Annotated in this window: 27 protein-coding genes; 12 read left to right on the top strand and 15 right to left on the bottom strand. The window is 57.2% G+C overall.

The genetic code is table 11. From position 1 onward, the window contains the following. Position 1: 1 nt before the first annotated feature. Together phnA and GOW09_RS11360 are read right to left on the bottom strand one after the other, a co-directional pair. Entirely contained in the window at positions 2–1,246 is a 1,245-nt protein-coding gene (gene phnA, locus GOW09_RS11365; RefSeq protein WP_152460092.1) for a phosphonoacetate hydrolase, read from the bottom strand. An 18-nt stretch (positions 1,247–1,264) separates the two neighbouring features. Next, entirely contained in the window at positions 1,265–2,488 is a 1,224-nt protein-coding gene (locus GOW09_RS11360) for a 2-aminoethylphosphonate--pyruvate transaminase (protein ID WP_254442728.1), read from the bottom strand. Between the two features lie 84 nt (positions 2,489–2,572). Between GOW09_RS11360 and GOW09_RS11355 the strand changes: the two genes are divergently transcribed. Then, entirely contained in the window at positions 2,573–3,463 is an 891-nt protein-coding gene (locus GOW09_RS11355) for a LysR substrate-binding domain-containing protein (RefSeq protein WP_171118368.1), read from the top strand. A 24-nt stretch (positions 3,464–3,487) separates the two neighbouring features. Here the strand turns inward: GOW09_RS11355 and GOW09_RS11350 are convergent, their stop codons facing one another. The 6 genes from GOW09_RS11350 to glyA all read right to left on the bottom strand — a co-directional run bounded on the left by GOW09_RS11350 (position 3,488) and on the right by glyA (position 11,495). Then, positions 3,488–5,509, bottom strand: coding sequence for a putative 2-aminoethylphosphonate ABC transporter permease subunit (locus tag GOW09_RS11350; protein ID WP_171118366.1), 2,022 nt, complete (start codon positions 5,507–5,509; stop codon positions 3,488–3,490). Then, positions 5,506–6,621 (bottom strand): putative 2-aminoethylphosphonate ABC transporter ATP-binding protein, encoded by a 1,116-nt coding sequence (locus GOW09_RS11345; protein WP_367397097.1) that lies wholly within the window; start codon positions 6,619–6,621, stop codon positions 5,506–5,508. Before GOW09_RS11345 ends, GOW09_RS11350 begins: the two co-directional genes overlap by 4 nt. A 132-nt stretch (positions 6,622–6,753) precedes the next feature. After that, positions 6,754–7,773, bottom strand: coding sequence for a putative 2-aminoethylphosphonate ABC transporter substrate-binding protein (locus tag GOW09_RS11340; RefSeq protein WP_171118362.1), 1,020 nt, complete (start codon positions 7,771–7,773; stop codon positions 6,754–6,756). A 271-nt stretch (positions 7,774–8,044) separates the two neighbouring features. Next, positions 8,045–8,857: a hypothetical protein gene (locus tag GOW09_RS11335; protein ID WP_371808044.1), complete on the bottom strand. Its 813-nt coding sequence runs from the start codon at positions 8,855–8,857 to the stop codon at positions 8,045–8,047. A 485-nt stretch (positions 8,858–9,342) separates the two neighbouring features. Beyond that, complete coding sequence (locus GOW09_RS11330; RefSeq protein WP_171118358.1) at positions 9,343–10,098, bottom strand: DeoR/GlpR family DNA-binding transcription regulator; 756 nt, start codon at positions 10,096–10,098, stop codon at positions 9,343–9,345. 161 nt (positions 10,099–10,259) lie between these two features. Continuing rightward, on the bottom strand, positions 10,260–11,495 hold the full coding sequence (glyA, locus tag GOW09_RS11325) for a serine hydroxymethyltransferase (protein WP_254442727.1): 1,236 nt from the start codon (positions 11,493–11,495) through the stop codon (positions 10,260–10,262). Between the two features lie 139 nt (positions 11,496–11,634). Here glyA and GOW09_RS11320 point away from each other — a divergent pair, with 139 nt between their 5' ends. The 10 genes from GOW09_RS11320 to pqqE all read left to right on the top strand — a co-directional run bounded on the left by GOW09_RS11320 (position 11,635) and on the right by pqqE (position 19,814). Continuing rightward, entirely contained in the window at positions 11,635–12,519 is an 885-nt protein-coding gene (locus GOW09_RS11320) for a LysR family transcriptional regulator (RefSeq protein WP_171118354.1), read from the top strand. A gap of 220 nt (positions 12,520–12,739) precedes the next feature. Then, the gene (locus GOW09_RS11315; protein ID WP_171118352.1) at positions 12,740–13,486 is read left to right on the top strand and encodes an ABC transporter ATP-binding protein; all 747 of its coding nucleotides are present in this window, start codon (positions 12,740–12,742) and stop codon (positions 13,484–13,486) included. Beyond that, a complete protein-coding gene (locus GOW09_RS11310; protein WP_171118350.1) occupies positions 13,483–14,274 on the top strand; it encodes an ABC transporter permease in 792 nt (263 codons plus the stop codon). Before GOW09_RS11315 ends, GOW09_RS11310 begins: the two co-directional genes overlap by 4 nt. Continuing rightward, positions 14,271–15,872 carry a HAMP domain-containing sensor histidine kinase gene (locus GOW09_RS11305; RefSeq protein ID WP_171118348.1) on the top strand — a complete coding sequence of 534 codons (1,602 nt, stop codon included), beginning with the start codon at positions 14,271–14,273 and terminating at the stop codon, positions 15,870–15,872. The genes GOW09_RS11310 and GOW09_RS11305 overlap by 4 nt, the downstream gene beginning before the upstream one ends. 4 nt (positions 15,873–15,876) lie before the next feature. Next, positions 15,877–16,560, top strand: a complete 684-nt coding sequence (locus tag GOW09_RS11300; RefSeq protein WP_171118347.1) for a response regulator transcription factor — start codon at positions 15,877–15,879, stop codon at positions 16,558–16,560. Between the two features lie 102 nt (positions 16,561–16,662). After that, positions 16,663–16,764 carry a pyrroloquinoline quinone precursor peptide PqqA gene (gene pqqA, locus GOW09_RS11295; protein ID WP_117873022.1) on the top strand — a complete coding sequence of 34 codons (102 nt, stop codon included), beginning with the start codon at positions 16,663–16,665 and terminating at the stop codon, positions 16,762–16,764. Between the two features lie 23 nt (positions 16,765–16,787). Continuing rightward, a complete protein-coding gene (gene pqqB / locus GOW09_RS11290; protein WP_171118345.1) occupies positions 16,788–17,684 on the top strand; it encodes a pyrroloquinoline quinone biosynthesis protein PqqB in 897 nt (298 codons plus the stop codon). Then, a complete protein-coding gene (gene pqqC, locus GOW09_RS11285) occupies positions 17,681–18,430 on the top strand; it encodes a pyrroloquinoline-quinone synthase PqqC (protein ID WP_171118343.1) in 750 nt (249 codons plus the stop codon). Before pqqB ends, pqqC begins: the two co-directional genes overlap by 4 nt. Next, on the top strand, positions 18,388–18,702 hold the full coding sequence (gene pqqD / locus GOW09_RS11280) for a pyrroloquinoline quinone biosynthesis peptide chaperone PqqD (RefSeq protein WP_253284246.1): 315 nt from the start codon (positions 18,388–18,390) through the stop codon (positions 18,700–18,702). Before pqqC ends, pqqD begins: the two co-directional genes overlap by 43 nt. Further along, positions 18,702–19,814, top strand: a complete 1,113-nt coding sequence (pqqE, locus tag GOW09_RS11275) for a pyrroloquinoline quinone biosynthesis protein PqqE (RefSeq protein ID WP_171118341.1) — start codon at positions 18,702–18,704, stop codon at positions 19,812–19,814. The genes pqqD and pqqE overlap by 1 nt, the downstream gene beginning before the upstream one ends. Before the next feature lie 2 nt (positions 19,815–19,816). On the opposite strand, the gene GOW09_RS11270 is transcribed toward pqqE, so the two are convergent. The 7 genes from GOW09_RS11270 to GOW09_RS11240 are packed head-to-tail and all read right to left on the bottom strand — an operon-like array spanning position 19,817 to position 24,991. Next, positions 19,817–20,413 (bottom strand): ABC transporter ATP-binding protein, encoded by a 597-nt coding sequence (locus tag GOW09_RS11270; protein WP_171118339.1) that lies wholly within the window; start codon positions 20,411–20,413, stop codon positions 19,817–19,819. Continuing rightward, complete coding sequence (locus GOW09_RS11265; protein WP_171118337.1) at positions 20,410–21,159, bottom strand: ABC transporter permease; 750 nt, start codon at positions 21,157–21,159, stop codon at positions 20,410–20,412. The genes GOW09_RS11270 and GOW09_RS11265 overlap by 4 nt, the downstream gene beginning before the upstream one ends. Positions 21,160–21,165: 6 nt before the next feature. Then, positions 21,166–22,131: an ABC transporter substrate-binding protein gene (locus GOW09_RS11260; protein WP_171118335.1), complete on the bottom strand. Its 966-nt coding sequence runs from the start codon at positions 22,129–22,131 to the stop codon at positions 21,166–21,168. Between the two features lie 20 nt (positions 22,132–22,151). Further along, on the bottom strand, positions 22,152–22,400 hold the full coding sequence (locus tag GOW09_RS11255; RefSeq protein WP_171118333.1) for a PepSY domain-containing protein: 249 nt from the start codon (positions 22,398–22,400) through the stop codon (positions 22,152–22,154). A 15-nt stretch (positions 22,401–22,415) separates the two neighbouring features. Next, positions 22,416–22,853, bottom strand: a complete 438-nt coding sequence (locus tag GOW09_RS11250; RefSeq protein WP_170346824.1) for a hypothetical protein — start codon at positions 22,851–22,853, stop codon at positions 22,416–22,418. A 19-nt stretch (positions 22,854–22,872) separates the two neighbouring features. After that, complete coding sequence (locus tag GOW09_RS11245) at positions 22,873–23,844, bottom strand: YVTN family beta-propeller repeat protein (RefSeq protein ID WP_171118331.1); 972 nt, start codon at positions 23,842–23,844, stop codon at positions 22,873–22,875. A gap of 13 nt (positions 23,845–23,857) precedes the next feature. Continuing rightward, positions 23,858–24,991 (bottom strand): ABC transporter substrate-binding protein, encoded by a 1,134-nt coding sequence (locus GOW09_RS11240; protein ID WP_171118482.1) that lies wholly within the window; start codon positions 24,989–24,991, stop codon positions 23,858–23,860. A gap of 366 nt (positions 24,992–25,357) precedes the next feature. Between GOW09_RS11240 and GOW09_RS11235 the strand changes: the two genes are divergently transcribed. Beyond that, positions 25,358–25,897 (top strand): SRPBCC family protein, encoded by a 540-nt coding sequence (locus tag GOW09_RS11235; protein WP_171118329.1) that lies wholly within the window; start codon positions 25,358–25,360, stop codon positions 25,895–25,897. The last annotated feature ends 3 nt before the right edge of the window (positions 25,898–25,900 follow it).

Below are 25,900 nucleotides of genomic sequence, written 5' to 3'. Positions count from 1 at the left end.
CTTACTGTGCCGCCGCTGTTGTTGCGTAGAAGAAGGCATCGAAATTGCGCAGCACGGGTTGGTTTGGCAGGTCGATGACACGGTTCACGATGAAGGGAACTTCCTGCTCGGTCAAACCACCATGACTGCGCAACGGTTCTTTGAGTGCTGCCAGATCGTGGCGGTGCTCGGACGTGCCGATGCAGATGTTTTCACCGGAAACCATCACGATGTCGCCAATGCGGTCACCCGGCAATTCGAATTGCTCGATCGCCTCGGCCTTGGTCAGCACATGAGTGATGCCGCTGGTCGCCTTGAGCTTGCGGATGATGTCGCCCTGGTCTGCTCCGTCAGGCAAATAGGCGGTTGCAAAAGACCCCAATGCACCATGATGCACGACGTATGGGTCGGTAATCGGAAGAATGACCCGCGCCGCATCCTTGCCCAACCATTCGTCCATCAGGTCCTGCACGTACACCACCGAGGGGGATCCATCCGCCAAATGCTTTGGCTTCATGCCGTGGTCCGCGGTCACCACGATGGCCGCACCCAATTCATCCAGTTCGCCCAGATACCGGTCAAACATGGCATAGAAATCGAGAGCGCCTTTTTGATCGGGTGCAAACTTGTGCTGGATATAGTCGGTGGTCGACAAATACATCACGTCAGGCTTGAACTCTTTCAGCAGCTTGACGCCAGCGGCAAAGACAAATTCGGAAAGTTCTGCCGAGTAGACCTCGGGGACGTCCATGCCCAGCCATTTGCTGGCGTTGTCGATGCCATGTTCCGCCAGCGTCGTTTCACCCGACCGTTCGGAAGAAAACGCAACCGCCCTGCCCTCGTCAAATTTTAGCCCGGCCCCCAACAGCGCGCGCAGCTTGTCCTTGGCGGTTACCATCGCCACGCGGAAACCCGCGTCGTAGAATTGGGAAAAAATGGTCGGCGCACGCAGGAAGCGGACATCATTCATCATCACTTCCTCGCCGCTGTCAGGGTCGATGAGGTAGTTGCCGCAGATGCCATGCACGATCGGAGGGCGCCCGGTGGCAATCGAAAGATTGTTGGGGTTGGTGAAGGACGGGATAACGGAATGGGCCAGTCGGTCCGTACCCTCTTCGCGTATCCGCTTGAGATTGGGCATCAGCCCTTTCGCAATCGCGACATCAAGGTATTCGGGCTCGCATCCATCAAGGCAGATGGCAATAGCAGGCACCTTCGGCGTCGGATAGACGCGCTCATTTGCTTCGACGGGGGTTTGAATGGTCATCTGTATTTTCCTTGATGTTTAAGCGGCCAGCTTGGCGCGTTCTTCCAGTGCCCGAAGAGGAGGAGCGGCGTTTGTCACGCCCATTTCTTCCAGGGATTCCTTTGCTGCGCGCACGACATTGCGCATGACGACTTCGTCCATCTGACCGATGCATCCGACGCGGAAACTGTCGACGACGGTCAGCTTGCCCGGGTAGATAATGAACCCTTTGTCCTTCATCAGGTTGTAGAACCGATCGAATACGAATTTCTCATCGGCGGGGCAGAAGAACGTGACGATGATCGGGCTGAGCCAACGATTGTCCAGCAGCGTTTCGAAACCCAGTTCACGCATGCCTGCAACCATGACGTCCCGGTTGCGGGTGTAACGTGCGCCGCGGCCGGCAACACCGCCTTCAGCGGCATGCGCCCGAAGCGCTTCGATAAAGGCGGCGACCACGTGCGTCGGCGGGGTAAAACGCCACTGACCGGTCTTGTTCATGTGCGCCCACTGGGCGTGCACATCCAGAGACAGGGAATGACTGTTGCCCTTTGCGGCTTCCAGCTCGTTCTTGCGCGCCACAATGAAGCCAAATCCGGGAACGCCCTCGATGCACTTGTTGGCCGAAGACACCATGGCTTCATATCGAATATCCGAGGGCCTGAGCTCGATCGCGCCGAAGGCCGACATCGAGTCGATCAACAGCTTGCGGCCGGCTGCATAGGTGGCCTCGGATATTTCCTCGACGGGGTTCAAGATACCCGAGCTGGTTTCGCAGTGAATGGCAACAACATGCGTGATGGCCGGATCATCCGCGAGAATGCGCGCAACCTCGTCGCCCCGTGGCGGCAGGTAATCGCCCTTGTCCAGCACGATATGGTCTCGGCCCAGATACTGTAGCGTTTGCGCAGAACGTTGCCCATAGGCGCCATTGGCCAGTACCAGCGCCTTTCCTTCCGGCGGAATAAACGACGCCAGCATTGCTTCGACCGAGAAGGAGCCGCTGCCCTGCATTGGCACGCAATCGAAGGCGTCGGCGCCGTCACCAAGCAGGCCCAGCAGGCTTGACCGCAGCTCTCTTGTCATGGCGCGAAAGTCGTCGTCCCAGCTGCCCCAGTCCTTCAGCATGGCCTCTTTCACGGCATAGGACGTTGTCAAAGGACCGGGTGTCAAAAGGTATGGTTCGCCGAGGCGCGGTTGCTCGATTTTTGGATGGGATGGCGTCATTACCGGGCTCCAGAACAGCGTTTTCACAAACACCATTGCAGCAACGGTTGCTATATGTGAAATTGCAAATATCAATCTAATTATAAGTGCAGCCTATGCACAAATCATTGGGGACCGGTGATGCGGCACAGCCAGCTCAAAGCCTTTCATTACGTGGCCAAACATGGCGGGTTTTCCCGCGCGGCCGAGGCGCTTTTTCTGACGCAGCCGGCGATTTCCGAACAGGTTCGAAAGCTGGAACAGGATCACGACCTGTTGTTGTTTCAGCGCGAACGAAAACGCGTGAACCTCACCCCCGAAGGCGAACAGCTTTACCGGTTCACAAAGCAGTATTTTGAGATCGAAGATCAGATCGAGGACTATCTTTCGGAAACCAAGGCCGCAATCGACGGGGAATTGCGGATCATCGCTGATTCAGCGCATCATATGACGTCTTTCCTGGGGTCGTTTCAAAAGAAGTACCCCAAAATCACCATCACCGTGCGGTCCGGAAACACCGAAGAAATTCTGGAGGAACTTCGGTCGTACAATGCCGAGATCGGTGTTGTCGGCAGCCTGTCCCCCGGCAAGGACATGGATGTGTTGAACCTGGGGTCCACTGAAATCGTGGCCTTTGCTGCCCAAGGCGTGCTTTTGGCATCCAAACCTTCGCTTTCTTTGGAAGAACTGGCCGATCTGCCGCTGGTATTCAGAGAGCACGGGTCAAAAACACGTCAGAAACTGGAAGAAGAAGCCGAAAGGCGCGGTATCACGTTGAATCCTGCAATCGTTGCGGAAGGGCGCGAGGCCGTTCGCGAGCTTGTGGCCTCGGGCGCAGGCATCGGATTTGTCTCTCAGGCAGAGTATGGGCATGATGATCGGTTGCGACAAATCAAGCTCAAGGACGTGAAGTTGCAAATGGGTGAAAGCATGATTTCGCTGTCGCAACGGCGCAACGTAAAGATCATCCGAGCCTTCATGGACTTCGCCCAGCGCGCGCTGGAAGAAAAAAGCCCCCCCGCCGATACCTGACCGGCGGAGGCAGGGTTCTTTTGGTTACCGGATTCGCCAAGCCTGGGTGCGCTTGAGAATGCCTTTTGAAGCAATCAGGTGAACGATCCGGGCAGCCGCGTTGGTGTAAAAGATCATCATGCCCATCGCCGCCGCAGGCGCGATATCCCCGGCATCATCCATGTTCAGCACCGCGATGGACGCAAGCGTCGTTTTGGGAGAGTAAAGAAACACCACTGCCGACACGGTCGTCATCGCATTGACGAACAGATAGATTGAGATGTCCAACACCGCCGGCAGACAAACCGGAACCGTTACCCGTGCGAACAGCTTCATTGTCGGCTGTTTGAGCGAGGCAGACACTGACTCAAATTCTCTGTCCATTTGCTTGAGCGCGGTGACGGCCGTCAGGTGCGATACGGTGTAGAAATGCGTCACAGTGCAAATCACCAAAATCGCCATCGTGCCGTAAATCCCGTTCAGCGGATTGGACGGGTTGTTGAAGAAGAAGATGTAAGACAGCCCCAATACCATGCCTGGGATCGCCATGGGCAGCATCGCGAACATCTGGAAAATCGACCGGCCGGTTCTGAACCCGTTTGATTTTTCCACCAGATAGGCCCCGAAGAACACAACCGTCGTGCCGATGACTGCCGTCAGCAACGCCAGTTTGATCGAGTTGAAATACGACCCCCAGCCGCCGCCGTCCATTCTGTTGAACTGATAGTTCTTGAGGCTCAGACTCAGGTCGTAGGGCCAGAACTTGATCAGCGCCGCAAACTGACACACAGCCAGAAGACCAACGATGAACAGGCCGATCAGGCTGCAATAGATCAGGAATATGCGGTCAGCTTTCGGGTTTGGCGTCGCCTGATATGGCACGGAACGCGCCGAAAGCAGCGCAACCTGCTTGGACTGAACCATCCGGTCGATGGCAAAAGCCAGAATGGCCGGGATGACCAGAACCACAGAGACCACGGCGCCCATTTCAAAATTCTGCTGGCCGATCACCTGTTTGTAGATATCCACCGCAAGCACGTTGAATTGACCACCGATAACCTTCGGCAATCCGAAATCAGTGATCACCAGGTTGAACACGACAAAGGCCGCCGAGATCAGGCCATAGCGGGCCCCGGGGATGGTTACGGTCCAGAAGGTCCGCCATGGCGTCGACCGCAAGCTGGCCGCAGCTTCATACAGGCGCGCGTCAGATATCGCGAGCGCGGTCGATATGATCAGGAACGCGTGCGGAAAGGTAAAGAAAACCGATCCGATCACGATGCCTATGGGGCCGTAAATGCTGGCACCGAACAGCAACTCCTTGATCATGCCCTGATTGCCGAACAGGTAGACCAACGCGATGCCCGGCAAAAGCGACGGAACCAGGATCGGTGCCATCGCAATGAGGCGAAAAACACCCTTGAACCGCATGCAGCTTCGGTTCAGCGCATAGGCGAACCAAAACGCCAGTGTCACCGTCACAATGGTGCTGACTACCGAGATCCAAAGCGAGTTCTTGATCGAATTGAACAATGCCGGTGTCGAGAAGTAGTTGATGAAATTGTCCAGCCCTCGCGACTGGACCGGCCGCATTTGCACCCGGCGGAACGTGTTGGAATCAAGCTCGACCCAATCGGTGCCTTCATTCAATGTCGATCCGACCAGAAAGCGCCCGGTATCCGTCGTGTTGCGGATCTTGTACATCACTGGACTGCGAAAGCTGAAATCAGGAAAGAGACCGGTCACCGGCAAGCGCCCGTCGGAACCCGTCACCAGATCAGAGTCGGAATAGACCCCCAATTGCCTGTTCAACTCGTCTGCCGACAGGATCGTTCCATCAAAGACGCCTGCGTCGTCACTTACCTGAAACTCGTACTGGGACAGCTCGACCCGATAGGTCGAAAACGACTTGGACAGCATCGTGTAAAGCGGCAACGCCAATGTCACGACAAGATACAGCGCGATCACCATCATGCTGCTGCGCATCAGGATATCATCACGGCTGAGCTTGGGCTTGATGTCCGGCCCGACAGGCAGGCTGTCCTGATTGGTAGAAACCGAGCTCATGCCTTGGCCTCCGGCACTTCAAACGCCATAAGGCGGTTCTCGGGGAGCTCAATCACCACGCTGCGCCCCTCTTCCAGTTCCAGACGACGCACAGCGTTGATCGAGAAATCCGCGATCAGTTCCGATGATCCGAACTTCTCGTTGTTCAAGCGGCAGCGCCAGAACGAACCCAGGAACTCCATCTCATCCAGCGTCACCTCTATGCAGTTCCGATTGCCGCCCGTGTCGAGATAACCAGCTTCATGAGGGATGATGTCTTCGGGTCGAATGGCCGCGATGATCGGGGTTCCATCGTTGAACTTGTGGCTGAGGCAGGCAAAGGTCTTTTCCCCGACGCTCAAACGTCCGCCTTTGGTGACCTGTGACCGGATCTGGTTCATTTCACCGATAAAGTCGGCAACGAACAGATTGGCCGGCTCCCGGTAGATTTCGGTAGGAGGCCCCACCTGTTCGATCACACCATGGTTCATGACCACGATCCGGTCTGCCATGGCCAGCGCTTCTTCCTGATCGTGGGTCACCATCACGGTGGTCACACCCAGCTTGCGCTGCAACTCCTTGATCTCGTGCCGCAGATGAACACGCACTTTGGCGTCCAGCGCCGACAAGGGTTCGTCCAGCAGCAAAAGTCCGGGGTTGGTCGCGATGGCACGCGCCAGCGCAATCCGCTGCTGCTGACCACCTGACAATTGCGCCGGATATTTCTTGCCCTGATCCGGCAGACCAACCAGGGTCAAGAGTTCGTTTACGCGAACAGCGATATCCGATTTGCTGCGGCCGGTGTTTTCAAGGCCAAAAGCGATGTTCTTTTCAATGGTCAGGTTTGGGAACAACGCGTAGGACTGAAACACGATCCCGAAATCACGCTCGGACGGGGGCAGATTGGACACGTCCTTGCCATCCTGCATGACCGTACCCTTGGTCTGCAAATCCAATCCGGCGATTGCCCGCAAAAGAGTGGTCTTGCCGCACCCGGACGGGCCGAGGAAACAAACAAACTCGCCCTCGTTGATTTCCAAAGAGATGTCCTTGAGCGCTAGAAAGTTTCCGAACGCTTTCCACAAACTCTGGATGCTGAGATACAGTTCACCGGGTGGTGTTTTCTGAAGCACGGGAGAAGTCCTCACATCTGCACCTCGGGCGCGGCCGGTCCTGGCCGGTTGAAACCGGGTGAGTAAGTTGTTTTTCGGGGAACAAGAGACTGGTGCGCAGGAGAGGCACGAAAGCCTCTCCTGTCAATGGGGTTACTTCGCTTCCGACTTTCCGTCATAGCGAGACTGCCATTCCTTCAGGATTGCCGCGCGATTGTTGGCGGCAAACTCAAAATCATTTTCGATCATTGCATCCAGAAGACCCTCTGGGAAGTGCTCAACCGGTTTTGCAACGCCCGGATAGGCGACAACTGCATAGCCGGTGTTGTACATCTCGTTGGCTTCCTTGGTGACGGTGAAATCCACCAGCTTTTGCGCGGCCTCCAAATTGGCGGTGCCAGCAACAATTGCGGTGGCTTCCATGTCCCAGCCGACGCCCTCAGAAGGCACGATGATCTCAAGCGGCGCGCCGTCAGCTTTGGACTTTGCCCCGCGGAACGCAAAAGAAATGCCGATCGGGATTTCGCCTGCTGCGGCCAGTTTGCAGGGTTTTGAACCTGAATGGGTGTAACGCGCGATGTTCTCGTGCAGCGCATCCATGTATTCCCAACCACCTTCTTCACCGAACATCTGCAACCAGCTGGACACATCAAGGAAACCGGTGCCCGATGAGTTCGGATTGGGCATGATCACCTGATCTTTGTACATCGGATCGGTGAGATCCTTCCAGGATGTCGGCGGGGTCAACCCGGCCTTTTCGGCCTCGACGGTATTGTAGCAGACGGATGCAACCCAGGCGTCCATGCCGACCCAGGCAGGGGGGTTGTCGCCATCAACAAATTTTTTGTCCAGCTTTTCCACACCGGCCGGCGCATAAGGCTCCAGCATACCTTCTGATTTCAGCAGCAGCAGCGACGTGGCGGCCAGGCCCCAAACAACGTCGGCCTGCGGATTATCACGTTCTGCCAGCAATTTCGCCGTAATGATCCCGGTCGAGTCGCGAACCCAATTGATCTTGATATCAGGATGGCTTTGATTGAACGTCTCGGCATACCGGGCCAAGTCTTCCGCCTCGACTGCGGTATAAACTGTCAATTCCGTTTCCGATGCCGCCGCCGTCGCCGTCAGCGCACCGATAGTCAGAGCTGCGAGAAGTGATGCTTTGTGTTTCATTGTGATCCTCTGTTGGTAGTAATGTTATTTTCGCCATTCTTGCGCGGCGTTCGAACTCGATTATTGTGCACCGATTGTTTGACAGCAGTTTGACAGATAAAAATGCCAATAAAAATCGATTATATCTTCGATGTCATAAGCATTTCCTATAGATGAAATCCGCCCGCCCCAGCAGATCGGTGCGGAACGGGACCATGACGATCAACAGATCAACAGGGCATGTCAAAGGTTCTGAATTCTTCAGACTTTCCCTGCGGCGGCACAAAAACGCTCAACGTGTCATCGCAAGGAGTCCGATCCCGATCGCGACGATGGTCGCTGCAAGAAGCCTGTTGGATTTCGGTCCTTCGCCGAACCACATCACACCAATAAGCGACGCAAAGATAACCGAACTTTCCCTAAGGGCGGATACAACGCCCAAGGGCGCGACCGTCTTGGCATACAGCACCAACCCATACGCCAGGCCAGAGATGACGCCGCCTGTCAGACCTGCCCAGACATAACGCCTGGGCAGCGCGACGACACGCTGCCATCTGGTCGCGAAGATAAACCCGGCAACAAAAATTTCGGCAACGAACAGTGCCGCAATGTATCCCAGTATGTTCCCGGACAGCCGGATACCAATGCCGTCCACAATCGAATAGGACGCTATCATCAGACCCGTGCCAAACGCCGCCGCCACGGCGACCCAGCTTGTGTTTCGGCCCAGCCCGACCAGGGACAGGCACCCAATCCCAGCCGAGATGCAGACAATGCCGACCGACGCGATCGGCGGCAGAAACTCACCCGCGAAAAGAATGGCACCCACCGTGACCAGGATTGGTGTCATCCCGCGTGAGATCGGGTACACCACCGACAGATCTCCATGTTTGTACGCGGTGTTGAGAAACCAATAGTACCCCCAGTGGATCAGGGTCGAGCCGATGATGAAGGGGAACGCCGCCCAAACCGGCAAGCCGATAAAAGGCAACGCAATCAGCGCAGGCACGGCGTGGCCAAGCGCCACCAACCCCAAAACAACCGCTTTGTCGGGCGCGCCTTTGACAACCGCATTCCAGAGCGCGTGCAACACGGCTGCGGTCAAGACGATGAGAACTGCCTGTAATGTCATTGTGGCCCGACGATATGAGCTGAATATTTGTCTTGCGTCACAATTCGGCTTTCAGAGCGCTTGTTTGCGCGCACACACAGCGGCTCGACCAAAGCTTGACCTGTATCGCGACGGCAACGCTTTATTGGGCTCAAACCCGCTGGGCAATGCAACCCTGGCGAGGGGCGGATCAGGTTGGTCATCGCGGGTTGGTTGCACAACTGACGATCCAGACCAACCGCATGCCATGTGGTGCCACGGCTTGGTTACCCCTGCTCAATAAGCACCACATCACGATGCAACTTTCCGGTCAGATGATACGCAACCGTGCAGCCAATGATGATGCCTCCGACAATGACATGCTGCGCTGTGCGGAAGTTTGGTGTCAGCCATCGGGTCGCTCCGTACTCAGGGATTCGGATTTCCCTTCACCCTATTTGTACCTTGCAAATTTTGGCAATTTTTTTCCTGTTATTGCGTCATGCGATCACAATATCCACGGGCTGGCTTTGCAGCGCGCCAGCAATGCTATTTGGCAACTCCTCATCCACCACCAGTGTCGCTTTAACCGGCAGAGGTTTCATTACGATCGGACCAACCATGTCGAACTTGCTGCTATCAGCCAGGATCAGCGGCCGCTGCGACCGCTGCATCATCATATGACGCAGGTTGGCGCCTTCCAGCGAGAAATCCGTAAATAATGCCCGAGAGCTCACACCGCCGACCCCGATCAACGCATATTCTGCATTGTACCGCGACAGGTGGTCGAGCGTGTCCAAACCCAATGTGGCATTCTCTGAAAAATCCAGCCGCCCGCCCAGCAGCGTGACTTCGGCGGCCGCCGGCGCCAACACAGATGCAATCGCCAAATCATTGGTATATATGGTAAGATTTTGCCGTACAGCGGCCAGAGCCTGCGCCGCCGCCATTGTCGTTGACCCGCTGTCGATTATCACGCTGGCCCCGTCCGGGATCACGCTTGCCACATAGGCTCCAATCCGTTCCTTGCCTTGCGGGTTGGTTTGAGCCCGGTCGGCCATCGGAGGTTCCCGCCTGCGGATACTGGTCGCGCCGCCCCGCACCTGATGAAGCTTGTTCTCCAGTGCCAACTGTTCAATATCCTTGCGCACGGTTTCCCGTGACACACCAAGCCGTTCCGTCAGCGAACGGATCGAGACCGCAGGCTGGCGCGAGACTTCTTCCAGTATGATGGCGTGGCGTTCAGGTGCGAGCATTGGCCGGCCCTTTGGTTTTGGACTGCACGAATATGCCAAAATTTGCAAACATGGTACAGCCCAAACACCCAATCAGACACGCGTTACTATGGCGCCGCGGTGACGCGCTCACACCAATGGTCCAGAGCGGTCAATGGACCCTGCCACCGGGCACGCAGTAACTACGCCGGGTAGATGGGGAACGATTTGCACAACGCTGCGACCGAGGCTTTGCAGCGCAGAATTGTCGCGCCGGTATCACCCGCGGCCTCAGCTTCGATCAAATCCGCAATCACGTTTGCCAATTGGTCGAACTCGGCCTCTTTCATTCCGCGGGTCGTTGCCGCGCTCACGCCCAGGCGCAATCCAACCCATTCTGGCGGTCGCGTGCTGTCATTGGGGATCGCGTTTTTGTTGGTTGTGATATTGGCCTTCTCCAGAACGACCTCGGCGCGTTTGCCTGTGATACCCTTGGGGCTGAGATCCACGAGCACCAGATGCGTGTCAGTACCACCGGACACGATACGCAACCCCCGGGACTGCAAGGTTTCCGCAAGTTTGGCGGCGTTGGCTTTGACCTGCGCTCCGTAGTCCTTGAATTCATCCGTAAGCGCTTCGGCAAGGCAAACCGCTTTGGCCGCCAGAACCTGGCTGTGGATCGAACCCTGAACGCCTGGAAAAACCGCAGATTGCAGCGTTTTGAACCAATCCTCTTTGTTGGTGAGGATCAGCCCGCCACGAGGACCACGCAGTGTTTTTGTCGTGGTGCACGTCACAATGTCCGCATGCGGAAAAGGCGAAGGATGCACGCCCGCGGCGACCAGCCCGGCAATATGGGCCATGTCCACATGAAAATGCGCACCGACCTTCCTGGCGATTTGCCCCATGCGCTCGAAGTCGATTTCCCGTGGATAGGCAGACCCACCCGCGATCAGCAGCTTTGGCCGGATTTCCTCGGCCAGTTTTTCCAGCGCATCGCAGTCAATGACCTCGGATTCGGCATCGACACCATAATGATGCGGTTCGAACCAGCGACCCGACAGGTTGGCCTTCAGGCCGTGACTCAGATGACCGCCGGCGGCCAGATCCAGCGACAAGACCCTGTCACCAGGCTTGAGCAGCAGAAAGAAAACAGCAAGGTTCGCCTGGCTGCCGGAATGGGGCTGAACATTGGCATAGTCGCATCCGAACAGTTCCCTGGCGCGGTCAATTGCCGCCTGCTCGACGACGTCGACAAACTGACCACCCCCGTGGAACCGGTTTCCCGGATACCCTTCAAGCGTCTTGTTGGTCATCTCATGCCCAAGAGCATCCAGCACCGCGCGGCTGACGATATTTTCGGACGCGATCAGCTCAATTTGGTCCTGCTGGCGCTTTTTCTCGTTTGCAAGAGCTTCTGCGACGACGGGGTCGGTCATCCTGACTGGGTTTTCAAAGTGCCGCGACATCCGGGCTCCTCCGATGCGATTGCGTTTTCACCAAAATTCCAGAGTTCCACTGGCCGAAGCAAATCAGTATTGCTATTTATTTGCCGCAGAAAAACTAAGGCTTAAATGGATGTCACTTTCCCCTCGTCGCCCGAAAGGCCCACATCTCAATGCTTTACGAGCATTTGAAGCGGCGGCTCGGCTTGGAAGTTTTGCCGCTGCGGCAGACGAGCTATCCGTTACTCCGGGCGCGATAACTCAGCACGTCAAGGCCCTTGAAGCCTGGGCCGGCACCCAACTTTTTGTCCGAAATGCCCGCGGGGTCGAGATGACGGCGCTCGCCGAAGAGCTTTTGCCCGGGTTCACCCAGGCGTTTGATCAATTGGGAATGGCCGTGCAGGAACTTCGAACCAAGGCCCTGCCGCGCAAGGTCAAGGTCGCCGCGCTGCCGTCGATCGCGCAATTGTGGCTGGCGCCCAGACTTGGAACGCTCAGGCAAATTGCCCCGGATTTGTCCGTGTCTGTCGTGGCCCTTGAAACGCCGCCAAACCTTGCGCGTGAACCATTTGACATGACTTTGTTCTTTTCCGGTGAACCGATCGGAATCAACGAAATCAAAATAGCCGAAGATGTGATTTTCCCGGTTTGCGCGCCCTCGGTCGCGGACAGATTGAAATCTGTTTCAGATCTTTCGCGGGAAACCCTTCTCCATGACGGGGCATGGGCAAATGATTGGGACATTTGGCTGAACAGCCAACCGGATGGCGCAGGTGTACCGAAGACGGGAACCGTGCACTCGTTGTATTCCGTCGCGCTGGAAGAGGCGCGTCATGGCGGTGGCGTGTTGATGGCGCACGAAGTTCTGGTTCAGAACTTGCTGGACAATGGCGATCTGGTTCGCCCGTATTCGGCCTCGTTGAAGCTGCCCCGCGTAATGGTGGCCAAATTCACACCCTCTTTCAGCAGATCCCCCGTCTTCAAAGAGTTCAGATCGTTTTTGCTGAACGCAAACTGAAAAGCGGTGCCCGCAAAACGGGGTGTTCGCGCCGATCAGGCCCGCCTTCCCCTGACAGTCTCGGCTGGCCAGTTTTGGCGACGGATCCTTCGGGAAATACCATCAAATCCGTGAAGCTTCACATACTTAAGTCGTGGTCCGGCCTCGGACTGGAAGGTTGAGAAACGCGCCCCGACGATGCAAGCTGCTGTCAAGAACCATGGTTCGGGACGGAGGAAGAATGTCAGACGCGCGCCCCTCGGCGGAAACCGATCCTGGTCTCGCCGTACGCGACCTGAGCTTTCATTATGGCGCCAAGACGGCTTTGGATGCTGTCTCTTTTGACGTGTCGGCGGGGATGTTCTGCGGTCTGCTTGGTCCGAATGGGGCCGGGAAATCGACACTGGTGTCGCTGCTCACGCGATTGCTTGTGGCGCCGGACGGTGAAATCACGGTCGCGGGCCATGATCTGCGCCAATCCCCACGCAAGGCGCTGACAAAGCTTGGCGTGGTCTTTCAGCAACCGACACTGGATCTGGGTTTGACGGTGCGCCAGAACATGGCATATTTCGCAGCTCTGCATGGGTTGTCGCGATCCGAAGTCCCTGGCCGTATCGATGCGGCGCTGGATCGGCTGAACATGCGCGACCGCGCCGGGGAACGAGTGCGCGATCTCAATGGCGGTCATCGCCGCCGGATGGAACTGGCGCGTGCCCTGTTGCACGAACCTTCGGTGTTGCTGTTGGACGAACCGACCGTTGGGCTTGATGCCGCGGCTCGGCACGCGATAACCGACCATGTGCACGACCTGGCGGAACAGGGGCTGTGCGTATTGTGGGCCACGCATCTGACAGATGAAATGCGCGACGACGACCAGCTGCTGGTTCTTCATCGCGGTCAGATTCTTGCCAGTGGGCAGGTGGGCCGCCTGCGGGGGGATCAAACGCTGTCTGATTGGTTCCTGTCCCGAACCGAGGTCCCGACATGAACGGATTCCTGGGAGTCGCCCGCGCCATCATCGGACGCGAGTTTCTGCGTTTCATCCATCAACGCGAACGATTTCTGGCAGCCCTGGTCCGGCCAATGGTTTGGCTTTTGATCTTCGCAGCAGGGTTTCGCGCGGCCCTCGGCCTGTCGATCATTCCCCCCTACCAGACCTATATCACTTACGAGACCTATATCGTCCCCGGCCTGTGTGCGATGGTTCTGTTGTTCAATGGGATGCAAAGCTCGCTCAGCCTTGTCTACGACCGCGAGATGGGCTCGATGCGCCTACTGCTGACCAGCTCATTCCCGCGCTGGTGGCTGTTGTTCTGCCGTCTGCTGGGATCAACCGCGATATCCATCCTGCAAGTCTACACGTTTCTCGGATTGGCCGCTGTGTTCGGCATTGTCCTGCCCCTACCCGGATATGTCGCGGTTCTGCCGGGGCTGGTTCTGGGCGGTCTGATGCTGGGCGCGCTGGGGCTGGTGCTGTCCAGTTTCATCAAGCAGCTGGAGAATTTCGCCGGGGTGATGAACTTTGTCATCTTCCCGATGTTCTTCCTGTCCTCCGCCCTTTATCCGCTGTGGAAAATGGCTGAAAGCTCGCCATTGCTGCGTGATATCTGTGCGCTCAATCCTTTCACGCATGTGGTCGAGTTGATCCGGTTTCTGCTTTACTTGCAGATCAACTGGGGGGCCCTGCTGTGGGTTCTGGCGTCAACCGCAATACTGAGCACGATCGCCGTTTGGGGGTATGACCCGGCCCGGGGCCTGATGAGGCGAAAATCATGACGGCCGCGCCACAAACCGCAAAGCGGAATCTGCTTCTGAAAACGCGCTTGGGCCTTGGGGCCGTCGTGCTTGGATCAGGCACCCTGCTGGCGGCCGCAATCCTTTACTTCGGGATGCAGACCGTCGCCAGCCGCCTGGAAACGGCACTGGCATCGGAAACCCGCATGGCACGCTATGCTGCTCTGTCGACCCAGGCGGCCACATTTCTTGTGATCGCAACCGAGTCGATACAGACCGGCCAAACAGTCGAGTCTCGACTTGATCGCCTTTCGCCGATCCGAGACCAGATTGGGGCAACGTTTCTGAACCTTCGTTCCGATGTGGAAGATGCAGTTGCCGCGGTTCGATCTCTGGGGCTGGACGAACAATCGCGATACGGAACCCAATCCCTGGGTCTGGCCAGAATGGAGGCGCTGCTGGCCAGCACGCTGGAAGGGCTAGCCGACGCAGAAGCCGATCAGGCCCAGCTGCGCGCCTATGTCGACTCGTTTGCGTCGGCGTTTGATCCTCTGCTCAGCCAGGCGGTGAATACCGAGGTTCTGTTTCGAAACTCCGTCATGGCGGGGATCGAACGGACCCGTTGGGTTCTGACCTGGGCGGCACTGGCACTGGCACTGTTCGCCTTGCTCAGCACGGCGTGGTTCTATTTTGGCCTTGTGCGACCGCAGTTCTCTCGTCTGGATCGGTTGCGCAACGCGGCGGTTCAGGTCGGCCGATCCGAATTCGCAATTTCGCTGCCTCAAACCCGCAATGATGAGATCGGCCAGTTATATGGCGAGACCAACCGCATGGCCGCTGCATTGAGAAAACGCCAGGCCGAGGTTGACGCAGAATGGGCCCGGTTGAACGAGACCATTGCCCAGCGAACCCGCGAACTGAGCGCTGCAAATGAATCCCTGTCCAAGATCGACGAAAACCGGCGCCGCTTTTTTGCTGATGTCAGTCACGAACTGCGCACACCGCTGACGGTCATCATGATGGAAGCTCAGATTGGCCAGAGGGATAACCAGACCGCGCCAGAGGCGTTGGCGACAATCGAAAGCAGCGCGGCAAAACTGAACCAGAGAATCGATGATTTGCTGCGCGTCGCCCGTTCCGAAACCGGTGAGCTGGCTCTGGAACCAACCAACGTTGCACTATGCGATCTGATGCAAACAGTTGTGAGCGACATTCAACCTGAAATCGATGGCGCCGACATGCAGCTTGAAACGGGCGACTTCCCGGATTGTTCGTTGCACTGTGACCTGAACTGGATTCGTCAGGTCCTGCTCAGTCTGATACGCAATGCGATCCGACATGCGCGGGACGGGAAGGCGTTGTTGCTGTCCGGCCAATCGGTTGATGGTGGCGTTCAAATACAGCTGACCGATAACGGCCCCGGAATTCCCGACGGCGCCCAAACCCGGATCTTCGAGCGGTTTGTTCAGGGAGGGGCAGCAAACAGTCAGGGTTTCGGTGTCGGGCTGGCACTGGCCAGGTGGGTCGTCGAGGCCCATGAAGGAACCATTTCGGTGGCAAGCCCGGTTCCGCGTGAAAACGCCCTGGGATCAAATGCCGGTACAAATGTCTGCATTCGACTACCGCTGGCGGAGGCATAGAAAAATGGTCTCCAGACTGCTGATCATAGATGACGACCCCAGAATCACGTCGGCCCTTGTCCGGGGCCTGTCGCTGCACGGCTACTCAGCCGAGGCTGAAAACCGCGCCGACCAAGGGTTGGAGCGGTTGAAAAGCGGTGTATTCTCGGGCGCGATTGTCGATGTCATGCTGGGAACCGACAGTGGTATCGAGCTGGTCCGGGCCGCGCGTCTTGCCGGGGTCGGAATCCCGATATTGATGTTGTCTGCCCTTTCCGATGTCGATCATCGTGCCGCCGGGCTTGAAGCCGGGGCCGATGATTACGTCGTTAAGCCGTTCAGCTTTGATGAGCTTGTCGCCCGGTTGCAAGTACAGGAACAACGCGTGCTCTCTCAGCGCCCGGACCCCGCGCGCCTGTCGTCGCGGGACAGAACACTTTCGATCCGCGAGACATGCATTGCGCTCACCGAACGTGAATTCGAACTGCTCACGCTGCTCAACAGCAAGGCCGGATCGCCAATATCCCGAGGAGAACTGTTTGACACGCTCTGGTCACAGGACGGGTCCAGTAACGAAAATGTGGTGGACGTCTACATCGGATATCTGAGAAAGAAATTGGGGTCGGATGATTTTGGATTTGAAATCAAAACCATACGCAACCAGGGGTTTTGCATTCAGGGGGTCGCCCCGTTGTCGGATGACACCTGAGTACCGACCAAAGTCTAAATCCTTCTTATGAATTAAGAGTCGCACGGGCGCATGAGAACTGCCACATTGCTCGCAAGCACATCCTAGGAGGAGGACCCTGATATGGCTTGGAACAGACCTGTTATTCGCGAGATCGAATGCGGCATGGAAATCAACATGTATGGCCCTGATCATGACGATGAGCGCGGTGGCGGCCTGATCTGATCAGCCGCAAGCGCCAACAATAGATGACGTTGCGCGCGATAATACTAGGGGCCGCTGCTGGTGGCGGCCTTCCGCAATGGAATTGCGGATGTGAAAACTGCAATCTGGCCCGAAGCGGACATATTCCGGCGCAGACGCAATCATCACTCGCGGTCTCACCCGATGGCCAGAACTGGGCCATTCTGAACGCGTCTCCGGATATTCGAGCGCAGCTTGGCAATACGCCCGTCCTGTATCCGACCGGGTTGCGAGAGGTGCCGATTCAATCGGTGCTGGTGACGAATGGTGACATCGACCATGTGGCTGGCTTGCTGACGCTGCGCGAGATGCAGCCATTCACGCTGTTTGCGACCCAAAGTATTCAGGACGTCATCGCGCAGAACCCGATTTTCGACGCCTTGAACGCCTTGGTCGTGACTCGCGCGCCGATCTCGTTGAATCAGACGTTCGATCTGGTTCCCGGCTTGCAGGCAACTTTGTTCCCGGTGCCCGGCAAAGTGCCTCTGTATCTTGAAGGGGAGCATGTCGAAACCGAATTGGTTGGCGAACAAACCGTCGGGGTGGCACTGAGCGCGCAGGGGAAGACGGCATATTACATACCGGGCTGTGCCGCATTGACGCCCGAGCTGCGCGCCCGGCTTGATGAGGCCGATCTTCTGCTTTTCGACGGCACACTTTGGCACGACACGGAAATGGTGCAGGCCGGGTTGGGTCAGAAAACGGGCAAGCGCATGGGCCATATGTCGATGGACGGCCCCGATGGATCGATCGCTGTTTTCGTCGATATGAAAATCGGCCGGAAAGTGTTCATCCACATGAACAACACCAATCCGGTTCTGCGCCCCGACAGCGCCGAGAACGCCCAGGCACGGGCGAAAGGCTGGACGATAGGCCAGGATGGCATGGAGATAACGCTATGACCCAAAGCCGCAAAGAGTTCGAGGCCCGACTTCGTCAGATCGGAGCCGAGCGTTACCACGACCTTCATCCGTTTCATCATCGCCTTCACGGAGGTCAATGCACGCCTGACGAAGTGCGGGCCTGGGTGATCAACCGCTACTATTATCAGCATTCCATCCCGATGAAGGACGCCGCCTTCATGTCGCGTGTAGAAGATCCTGCGCTGCGCCGAGCCTGGCGGTCTCGGATCGAAGATCATGACGGCACGGAAGACAACGAAGGTGGTATCCGGCGCTGGTTGCGACTGGCCGAAGCAGTCGGTCTTGATCCGGACTATGTCGCTTCATGCGACGGCGTATTGCCTGCCACCAGATTTGCGGTGGATGCTTACGTGCGATACGTCCGCGAAAAGTCGTTGCTGGAAGCGGTTGCGGCCTCACTCACAGAACTGTTTGCTCCCAAGATTCATGCCAACAGGATCGAAGGCCTGCTTCGGCATTACGATTTTGCGGATGACAGCTCACTTGCCTATTTCCGCAACCGCCTGAAAGAAGCCCCCAAGGATGTGGCCTTTGGTCTGGCATGGGTTCTGGATCATGCCGACACCGCAGAAAAACAAGACGCGGCAGCCAAGGCACTGATATTCAAGACCGATGTCCTCTGGTCGCAGCTGGATGCCCTGTGGGGTGCCTATGTCGAACCTGCCCGAATTCCTCCGGGGGCATGGAAGCCGGACACCGGCTTACGGATGCGGCAGGCGTCGTGATGTTGGCGCAGGAGGTCCCCTTGCTTCCACGTGGTGTCCGCATCCAGTACGATTCCGTTCGGGAACAATGGGTACTGCTGGCACCTGAACGGGCCGTGACGTTGGATCAGATCGGACATGCGATTCTGAGCGAAGTAGACGGCCAACGCAGCTTTGGTCAGATCACCGCAAGACTGTCCAGGAAATACAACGCCCCGGAAGAACAGATTGTCGAAGACAGCTCGGGGTTTCTGGATGCCCTTCGGGTGCGTCGCTTTCTGGATGTCATCTGATGCAGGTAAAACCCCCTCCCCCAATTGCCATGCTGGCCGAGCTGACGCATCGATGCCCATTGTCCTGCCCTTATTGCTCCAACCCAGTCGAAATGGCCAAACTCGACAGTGAAATGGATGCTGAAACCTGGGAACGTATTTTCAAGGAGGCGGCGGCGCTTGGTGTCTTGCAATTGCATCTGTCAGGTGGAGAGCCCGCATCCCGCCGCGATCTGGCTGCGCTGGTCAATGCCGCGCGTGAGGCCGGGTTGTATACCAACCTGATCACGTCGGCGATCGGCCTGTCCGAGCGACGCCTGCATGAACTGGACGACGTCGGCCTGGACCATATCCAGCTTTCTCTTCAGGGCACTGACGCCGCGATGGCGGATAAGGTAGGCGGCTATCGGGGTGGGTTTGACCGCAAGATGAAAACGGTCGAATGGATCAAGAAGATCGGGTTTCCGCTGACCCTGAACTTCGTGCTGCACCGTCACAATGCCCACCAGCTGCCGCGGGCGCTGGAACTGGCGCGCGAAATGGGAGCACGACGGATCGAGGTTGCAACGGTACAGTTCCACGGCTGGGCCTTGCGGAATAGGGATGCCTTGATGCCGACGCGGGAACAGGCGCAACAGGTGACGCGACAGGTGGCCGAGGCCAGGAAAAACCTCAAGGGGCAACTGGTCATCGATTATGTTCCGGCGGACTATCATGATGACTATCCCAAGCGATGCATGGGCGGTTGGGGCACAACCGGGCTGAACGTGGCGCCAGACGGTCAGGTTCTGCCTTGCCATGCGGCACAGTCCATCCCGCATCTGACATTTGACCGGGTACAGGACAAACCGCTTGCGGATATCTGGTACAATAGCAGCGCGTTCAATGCGTATCGCGGAACGGAATGGATGTCGGACCCGTGCAAAACCTGCGAACGCAAAACCATTGATTTTGGCGGCTGCCGCTGTCAGGCCATGGCCGTTATCGGAGACGCAGGCGCCACCGATCCGGTTTGCATAAAATCACCCCATCATCAGACCCTGCAAAACCAGGCAAACGAACATGCCGCCAAAGCGGATGCGCCCTTCATGTATCGAACCGCACCCGGTGCCGCGAGAGAGCCTGCGGAATGACCCTAACCCAGAACGGCCCCGTCTGGCCCGGCTACCAGGTTCAGGATCCGGTCGGAAAGCCGCTGTGCTTCCGGTTTGGAATGCGTCACGAACAGGGTCGCCGGGCGATGCCGCGTGATGAGGTCCTCGGTCAGGGTCAGCATCGTCTCGGCCGTTTCGGAATCCAGTGATACAAAAGGCTCGTCCATAATCAGAAATTCAGGCTGCCCGGCAAAGGCGCGCGCCAGAGAAAGCCGGCGCTGCTGACCCAATGACAATTGACCGGGAAACAAATCCCCCTTTCCGTCCAGGCCAACGTCTGACAGCGCAGCGTCAATGTCAGCCTGCGACAGGTTACCATGGATCAGGGCGAGATTATCGAAAGCCGAGCGCCATGGCAGCAAAGTGGGTTCCTGAAACACAATCGCAAGCCGATCCGGCCGCACAATCTGGCCTTCGAAATCCGGGTCAATGCCTGCCACCAATCGCAGCAACGTCGTCTTTCCGATGCCCGATGGTCCGGTCAGCGCGACCGTTTCCCCGGCGGCGATGTCAAATGCAATGGGGCCCAGAACGGCGTGGTGTTCAAAGCGCTTCTTTCGGATGTCAATTCGGATCATGCAGTTCTCCACCGTCGAGCGCTACGCTCCAAAGGTTGAAGAACCAGCCATTCGACAACCAGCATGACGGCAATGAACGAAAACGCGTAGACCAGCACCATTGCCACATCAAACAGCTGAAAATACAAGTGGATTTGAAACCCGACACCGGATGAGCGCCCAAGAAACTCGACCACGAGCACGATCTTCCAGATCAGAGAAAGTCCGGACCGTGCGGCAGCTGCGATAAACGGGGCAAGCTGCGGCAGGATCACATGGCGCTGTCGCCTTTGCCACGGCATCCGGTAGACCCGTGCCAACGCATCCAGATCCGGGCTCAGCGCCCGGCCGCCCTCTCGGAGGATCGTCGCGACATTGGGAATTTTGTTCAGCGTAACCGCCGTGATCGCCGCAGCCTCGGTCAATCCGATCCAGAGGTAGCACAGCACGATCAGAACCAGCGCGGGCAGGTTCAGGAAGACAACCAGCCATGGATCGAGCCAGCGGTTCAGCGCATCCGACCGCCCCATGGCCAGGCCAATGATCGTTCCCAATGTCATTGCCAGCACGAACGCCCAGATCACGCGTGACAGGGTCGCGCCAAGGCTGCGCAGCAACTCTCCTGACGCAAGCTCTTGATGAAACCGGGGGATCAGGTCCCAGGGTTGCGGCAGTATCTGAGGGTCTGCGGTCAGCGACGCCGCAACAATCCACAACGCCACAAGGCCTGCGATAGACATAAGCGGCGTGAGGCGCGCGTTTTGCATCTGATCCTATTCCACGTCGGCAAAAAGACCCTGCGGCACAGTCGTCGCGGCGCCCACCAGTTCAGCCCCGCCCAATTCGGCCATAAGTTCCAGCATCCTGTTGGCCGCGACCGCATCTACCGGGCGGCGATCGGGAATACCGGCAATCCAATCGATCTTGAGTTGTTCAAACTGTGCATCGGACTTGACGTTCATGCGCGGTCTGATCGCCTCCCATGCTTCGGGCGAATTGGCCAGCAGGTCCTTGGCGTCGCGGCTGGCGGCAAACAGGCTTTGCGCAAGGTCGGGGTGTTCGTTCAGAAAACTCTCTTTCAGGTAATAACCCAGCAGGGGTGTATTTGTGTCGAGCCCCAAAGCCTGCCCAGCAGCCTCAACCGAGATCAGCTCTTTCATGCCGGACGCCTTCATCTTGGCCAGAAAATGCCAGAAATTGATCGCGCCGGCATAGTCACCATTCAAAGCAGATTTGAAGATCAGAGGGGGCGCACCGAACACCTGTTCGGTGTCGGCTTTCAGGTCCATACCATATTCCCGTGCTGCATAGGCGCGTAAAATCAGCCAGGATTTATCCAGTGGGCCACCCGCGATGCCGATCTTGCCACCGGCCAGATCTCTCAAACTGGTTGCAGAGCTGTCAGCGGGTACAACCACGCCACCAACTGCTTTGGAATAGGGAATGAAAACATAGCCCTTGCCCGCAGCCCTTTGTCGAGCAACCCAGATCCAATCGGCAACGGCTAGATCGGCTTCGCCGCCTTCGACCGCAATGCGCGTTGCGCCATTGTCGGCAAAAGGTTGAACATCAAGGATAAAGCCATGTTTCCGATCCAGACCGTTCTGGCGAATGGTCTCCAGTTCCCAATTCACCGTACCTATCTTGAGTACGGCCGCCCGAATGGTCGGCAGGGTCTCAGCGGCCAGAGCCCCCGAAATGAGTGCAAGTGCAAGGCAGGCGGCAAATAGTTTGGTCATGGCTCAATCCTGTTCATTCGCTATTCCGCCTTTCGGCTGACTTCATTCAAATCCTTGTCCAGCTTGATATCGAACTGGTTGCCACCCTTGCAAATGACGTCATCCAGATCATACCCATCGTCTTCAACCTCGATGTCATCCGGGTCCATCTGGCATTCGATAGAGGCAAGATAGGCCTCAATCCTTTCCACTGTTTCGGTATCAATTTCGTCGGCGGAAGCCGGCGCCGCCAAAAGTCCGGTGATTATCAAAATTCCAATATTTTTCATGTACCTAGCCCTTCTCTATTGAATACTAACAGTGATGCGTTGCGTTTCACCCGTGGACCCGGGGATGCGAATTTCATGACTGCCGGGTTTGATTGCGATAAACGACAATTCAGCCACGCCAGCCTTGTCAAACTCGATGCTATCTACCGCCATCGGACGGATTTCGATCTTGTTAATCACGATTTCGTTCATCCAGATCGCGCGAAAGAACGATGGCCCCTCGATGGCCAGTTCCGCTGAACCATCAGCGGTGATCTCAAGCTTGTAATACGCACCGGATTGCAGAACCACGTCTTCACCCAGCGGCTGCCCTGAGGCGAGTGTCAGCTTTATGGTTTCTCCCCGGTTGCATTTCGCCAGAAGTCCGGCAAATCCCAGATCGTCACACAGCGGCGCCGCCGATACTGGCCCACCCAACGCTGCTACCATCGCTGCGATCACTAATTTCTTCATTCCCGTCCCTCCCAGAACTTCAGTCAATGGTCACCACGCCCCAGGGCTGTTGACCGACCTGTACTGATTTGATGGCTTTCTCTGCAGCCACATCAATGATTGTGATGTCGTTTGAATTGCCATTCGTGGTCAGCAGATATTTTTCGTCCGGCGTGAAATCCAACTGCCAGACCCGCTGTCCCACCAGAATATAGTCCAGCACTTCAAGACTTTGCGCGTCAACGACGGCAACCCGGTTTGCGGGCCCCAAAGCAACGAACAGGCGTTTGCCATCCGATGTCACCTTGGCACCGACAGGCTGCAGCCATTCCGGCTGCACGCCCGCCACTTCGAAACTGATTTTGCCGACAACCGTCGGCGTTCCGTCTTCTGCAATGTCCATGACAGTGACGGTTCCGCCGATTTCCGATGTCACGAACAGGCGCTTTCCATCCGCTGTATACTGGGCATAGCGCGGGCGCTGGTCGACCAGGACATTATGCTTGATGGAATAATCCTCGGTGGAAATGAAATGCGCCATGTTGGTGGTCTCGGACGTGTTGACCACGAACTTGGCATCGGGGCTGATCCCCATGCCCTCGGGCTCGACGCCGACCGGAACCTCGGCCAGAATGGTGCGGGTTTCAGTGTCGGTGACCGTCACCAGATTGTCGTCCTCATTGGCGATATAGAGCCGCTTGCCCGAGGGTTCGAGAATGAAAAGTTCGGGGTCCGGACCAGAGGGCAAACTGGGAAGTTCCTCATAGGTCTCTGTATCAAATACCCGGATGATATTGTCATCCGAGGCACAGACATACAGCGTGCCGCCATCCGGGCTGACGGTGATCCCGCGCGGTCGGTTGCCGCCTGGAAATTCGGTGATCACTTCCCAGGTTTCGGTATCAACCACGGTAATCGTATTGCCCCGCTCGTTCGAGACAAAAGCCTTGCCCGCAAACACGGGACCCGCAGTCAGCGCAGCACAGGCAACGGTCAACAACAGTCGTTTCATCAATACCTCCTGTTTACTCGAATGCGCGACAGCTGGATTCCGCCCGATCCAACCCCATCGTATCGAGCGGTGAGACCTGGTGCAGAAACCCCTCTTGCGGGCTGACGCTGACAGTGATCGACCCGTCATACAGAAGGATCGGCTGACGCAACTGCCCGTTCCAATCGCGGAATGTCACTTTCTGCCCCTTGAATGCGGCAAGCTCAAACTCGTCCGACAGAGCATAATCCCGAACACCTTCGGGCTCTGCCGTACTGGCACGGGTCACGGCCTCGCCGACCACGCGCAGTGCAAGCCAGGTGTTGTAGTCTTCGGGGCGGACATAGCGCCCTGTCAGATCCTCGAAACGGGTCTGGAACTGGGTCGCGCCCCATGCCTCATGTGCGCCGTGAAACGTCGTCGGACGCAAGCCGCCTGAACCCATCACGGGGCGTGGGGTCCAAAGGTGATAGGACAGATACCGCGCAAAATAATCGGTTTCGTCCGCGGCAATCACAACGTCATGGTCTCGCGCATCTTGCGTGTCCAATGGCAATTGGCGCTGAACAAGAACATGACCGGAATCCGTTCTGCGAGATCCCCCGGTATCCGCAAAGGTCCGATCTTCGGCAATCTTCGCGCCGAACTTGTTCGCTGCACGGCGATACGCGTCCGCAAGCTGGACATCCTCGGGGTTGGATCCCGCCAACAGGAACCAGTCGCCCCATTTCTTCCAGACGGCAAACTGTGCAACCGCATCGGCCTTCATGGCGCGGGACGGGGCGATATGAAGCAGGTTGCCCCGGCAGTTTGCGTCGCGAAGATCGACATCAGGTGCAGACACGTTGAAAACAAGCGCCCCGGACTCTGCCGCCTTGTCCGTCAGGCGCAACATGTCCGGCGCCTTGGCCAAAAGGACGATCAGGCGCACGCCTCCGGCAAGGATCTGGTCCATTGCGGCGTCAGCCTCTTCCGGCGGAACGGCCATCGTGATGGTCTCATAGGTATGTCCCAGAAATCCGCCCGTGGTTCCGTTATCCTCATCCCCAAGCGCCGCACCGGCAAACCCCAGATCGTCCGGTTTCAAATCATATCGCGAGATCGGCAGAAGCGACGGATAGTCGATCCGCAGCACCGCAGCCTTTACATCGAGCGCCGCCGCGGTCATCGCGGATGCACACCAAAGAAGCGCCGCAAGCAGCGGCAGCAGGCGAATGCTCAAGATGTCCTCCCGTTGCCTGAAAGTCAGAGTTCAGGTTGAAACATGCGGGGCATAGCGCCCCGAAAAACGGAACCGATACTTTTGGCCGTGTTGTAAAACAAAGCCTATCAGCTTCATCATTAAGCTCGATTCTTATTTTATAAGAATGCGCGTATATGGTTGATCTTGCTGCGGTTTCCCGCGACACCCGCCGATTTTTCAGGGGGTGTGACGGGTGACCGTCAACGTGCGCTCGCACGTCAGGTCTGACAAAAGAAACGCCGCAAGCGCGCGGCGTGTGCAAACGCTCTGCGCATTCAGGGAGGACATGGAATGAATCGACGATTTCTTCTTGCCGCAACCGCCGCTCTGCTGGTTCCGGGTCTGGTTTGGGCCCACGGGCCGACCCGGCAGAAAGTCACGCTGACTGCCGAGGTCGCAGCCTCACCAGAGGAAGTCTGGGCCGTTGTCGGGAACTTTGATGACATGTCGTGGCATCCGGCTGTGTTTGCGACCGAAGGAAACGGCGGCAATAAGATTGATGCGACCCGATTGCTGACACTTGGCCAGGAAGGCGGTCCGACGATCAATGAAATACTGTACAAGTACAGCGCAGAAAAAATGAGCTACTCCTACCGGATCACCGAAGTCGCGGTAGAGGTGCTGCCTGTCACCAACTACTCGTCGCATCTGACGGTAAAACCGCGCGACGGAGGTGGTTCGATCATCGAATGGCGCGGTGCCTTCTATCGCGGGTATCCAAACAACGATCCTCCGGCCGAGTTGAATGACGAAGCCGCCATTGCCGCCGTGACCGGCGTCTATCAGGCGGGTCTCGACGCGTTGATCGAGCGGTTCGGTGCGGCAAGTTAGACA

This window comes from Ruegeria sp. HKCCA5463 (genome assembly GCF_013034175.1).
GTDB lineage: Bacteria > Pseudomonadota > Alphaproteobacteria > Rhodobacterales > Rhodobacteraceae > Ruegeria.
Note: the sequence above shows the minus strand (reverse complement) of the source record. Positions and strands in the feature narration are given on the sequence as shown.

What these genes read in the sequence shown, in the direction of transcription:
- pqqE (WP_171118341.1), top strand. Translation starts at nt 18,702, where the DNA reads ATGCAGGTAAAACCCCCTCCCCCAATTGCCATGCTGGCCGAGCTGACG.
- pqqB (WP_171118345.1), top strand. Translation starts at nt 16,788, where the DNA reads ATGACGTTGCGCGCGATAATACTAGGGGCCGCTGCTGGTGGCGGCCTT.
- GOW09_RS11245 (WP_171118331.1), bottom strand. Translation starts at nt 23,844, where the DNA reads ATGAAACGACTGTTGTTGACCGTTGCCTGTGCTGCGCTGACTGCGGGT.
- pqqA (WP_117873022.1), top strand. Translation starts at nt 16,663, where the DNA reads ATGGCTTGGAACAGACCTGTTATTCGCGAGATCGAATGCGGCATGGAA.
- GOW09_RS11250 (WP_170346824.1), bottom strand. Translation starts at nt 22,853, where the DNA reads ATGAAGAAATTAGTGATCGCAGCGATGGTAGCAGCGTTGGGTGGGCCA.
- GOW09_RS11260 (WP_171118335.1), bottom strand. Translation starts at nt 22,131, where the DNA reads ATGACCAAACTATTTGCCGCCTGCCTTGCACTTGCACTCATTTCGGGG.
- GOW09_RS11270 (WP_171118339.1), bottom strand. Translation starts at nt 20,413, where the DNA reads ATGATCCGAATTGACATCCGAAAGAAGCGCTTTGAACACCACGCCGTT.
- GOW09_RS11310 (WP_171118350.1), top strand. Translation starts at nt 13,483, where the DNA reads ATGAACGGATTCCTGGGAGTCGCCCGCGCCATCATCGGACGCGAGTTT.
- GOW09_RS11340 (WP_171118362.1), bottom strand. Translation starts at nt 7,773, where the DNA reads ATGAAACACAAAGCATCACTTCTCGCAGCTCTGACTATCGGTGCGCTG.
- glyA (WP_254442727.1), bottom strand. Translation starts at nt 11,495, where the DNA reads ATGACCGACCCCGTCGTCGCAGAAGCTCTTGCAAACGAGAAAAAGCGC.
- GOW09_RS11350 (WP_171118366.1), bottom strand. Translation starts at nt 5,509, where the DNA reads ATGAGCTCGGTTTCTACCAATCAGGACAGCCTGCCTGTCGGGCCGGAC.
- GOW09_RS11320 (WP_171118354.1), top strand. Translation starts at nt 11,635, where the DNA reads ATGTCACTTTCCCCTCGTCGCCCGAAAGGCCCACATCTCAATGCTTTA.
- GOW09_RS11305 (WP_171118348.1), top strand. Translation starts at nt 14,271, where the DNA reads ATGACGGCCGCGCCACAAACCGCAAAGCGGAATCTGCTTCTGAAAACG.
- GOW09_RS11300 (WP_171118347.1), top strand. Translation starts at nt 15,877, where the DNA reads ATGGTCTCCAGACTGCTGATCATAGATGACGACCCCAGAATCACGTCG.
- GOW09_RS11315 (WP_171118352.1), top strand. Translation starts at nt 12,740, where the DNA reads ATGTCAGACGCGCGCCCCTCGGCGGAAACCGATCCTGGTCTCGCCGTA.
- GOW09_RS11255 (WP_171118333.1), bottom strand. Translation starts at nt 22,400, where the DNA reads ATGAAAAATATTGGAATTTTGATAATCACCGGACTTTTGGCGGCGCCG.
- GOW09_RS11265 (WP_171118337.1), bottom strand. Translation starts at nt 21,159, where the DNA reads ATGCAAAACGCGCGCCTCACGCCGCTTATGTCTATCGCAGGCCTTGTG.
- GOW09_RS11235 (WP_171118329.1), top strand. Translation starts at nt 25,358, where the DNA reads ATGAATCGACGATTTCTTCTTGCCGCAACCGCCGCTCTGCTGGTTCCG.
- GOW09_RS11360 (WP_254442728.1), bottom strand. Translation starts at nt 2,488, where the DNA reads ATGGTGTTTGTGAAAACGCTGTTCTGGAGCCCGGTAATGACGCCATCC.
- phnA (WP_152460092.1), bottom strand. Translation starts at nt 1,246, where the DNA reads ATGACCATTCAAACCCCCGTCGAAGCAAATGAGCGCGTCTATCCGACG.
- pqqD (WP_253284246.1), top strand. Translation starts at nt 18,388, where the DNA reads ATGGAAGCCGGACACCGGCTTACGGATGCGGCAGGCGTCGTGATGTTG.
- GOW09_RS11355 (WP_171118368.1), top strand. Translation starts at nt 2,573, where the DNA reads ATGCGGCACAGCCAGCTCAAAGCCTTTCATTACGTGGCCAAACATGGC.
- GOW09_RS11240 (WP_171118482.1), bottom strand. Translation starts at nt 24,991, where the DNA reads ATGACCGCGGCGGCGCTCGATGTAAAGGCTGCGGTGCTGCGGATCGAC.
- GOW09_RS11330 (WP_171118358.1), bottom strand. Translation starts at nt 10,098, where the DNA reads ATGCTCGCACCTGAACGCCACGCCATCATACTGGAAGAAGTCTCGCGC.
- pqqC (WP_171118343.1), top strand. Translation starts at nt 17,681, where the DNA reads ATGACCCAAAGCCGCAAAGAGTTCGAGGCCCGACTTCGTCAGATCGGA.